The organism is Promicromonospora xylanilytica (assembly GCF_054782895.1).
Genome location: NZ_BAAGRP010000035.1, coordinates 1 through 1298 on the forward strand (window position 1 = coordinate 1; position 1298 = coordinate 1298).

The 1298-nt window shown below is 70.3% G+C and carries 1 protein-coding gene; it reads right to left on the minus strand.

The annotated features are described in order from the left end of the window. Positions 1 to 16: 16 nt before the first annotated feature. Positions 17 to 1141, minus strand: coding sequence for an ISAs1 family transposase (locus ACYVK7_RS17640; RefSeq protein WP_253877680.1), 1125 nt, complete (start codon positions 1139 to 1141; stop codon positions 17 to 19). Between the last annotated feature and the right edge of the window lie 157 nt (positions 1142 to 1298).

A 1298-nucleotide genomic window follows, 5' to 3' on the forward strand; every position in this document is an offset into this window, starting at 1 on the left:
CAGGGCCCCGGCAAAGTCATGACTGTAGGAGTGCGTGGATGGGCCGGTCGATGTCTCTGGCGTGATGGCGCAGGGCTTGGGCGATGTTGTCCCAGCCGGCGTGGCGCAGGATCGCGATGGCGGTGTTCCGCAGGGCGGCCATGTTCTGTGGTGCGTGGCCGGTATGGATTTGACTACGGTCTTCGTCGAACGTCACGTCGCGCACCCAGTGGAGCCGGTTCTCGATCGACCAGTGCGTGTTCGCCCAGGTCGCCAGGGTCTCGGGGCTCGCCGTGCGGGCGTCGGCGGAGGTGACGAGGTAGACGACCTCCACGGTCTTCTTGCCCTTGCGGGTGACCGTGCGGCGCAGCTGGGCAACCTGGGCGGCACCGATGAACTCGATCCACGCGGGCGCGTCCAGGACCTTGATCGTGCGCGTCGCGCGCCGCCCGTGGCTGGTCTCGGTGGTCGTGGTCGCGGGGATCCGGGCCCAGGGCAGCGCCTTGAGCATGCGGAACAGCGCCCGGGAGTTGCCCTTGACGGTCAAGACGTAGTGCGCGCCCGCGGCCAGGATCTGGGAGGCGGTGGCGTTGTTCGTGTGCAGGGCGTCCAGAGTCAGGACGGCGCCGGTCAGGTCGAGCAGACCGATCAGGACCCGGGCGGCGGTGATCTCCGAGCCCTTGGTATCCACAGCGGTCTGCGCGGCAACGGTCCCGGTGGCATGGTCGAGGGCCGCGACGAGGAACGCGCGGGCGGCGCCCTTCTTCCGCGCGCCACGCAGCGACTTCCCGTCGATCGCGTAGACGCGCCGCCCGCCCGAGCATCGGGCACGGGTGAGCGCCCAGACGCCGAAGGCCTCCTGAAGGGCGGCCGGGTCCAGCCGGGTCAGGACCCGGCGGAACGTGGCCTCGTCCGCGGCCCGCCGCATCATTCCCAGCCGCCGTAGCCGGATCCTGCCGGCGTCGCGGGCCCATTCTGCGATCGCGGTGAAGCTCCTCGCGCCGGTCAGGACCGCGCACAGCGCCACGGCCACCAACGCCCGAACTGGGTGACGTCGTCCGCGCCGGGCGCGCGGGTCGGGCAGGCCGGCCAGAAGCTCGACCAGAAGAACGTCGGATGAGACGGGCTTGGACACCACGGCGGTGGCGCGAGACGATGACATGAGCGCGGGTGTGTTCCTGCAGGTAGGCAGCGGCTGGCGTAGGAACCTCCGATCCAACCTGTCTCGGGACGCACCCGCGCATCCCGTCTCACCAGCAAAGACGCAGGTCAGACCACCTCAACCCCGCTCCAGCAGACACGACTTTGCCGCGGCCCTG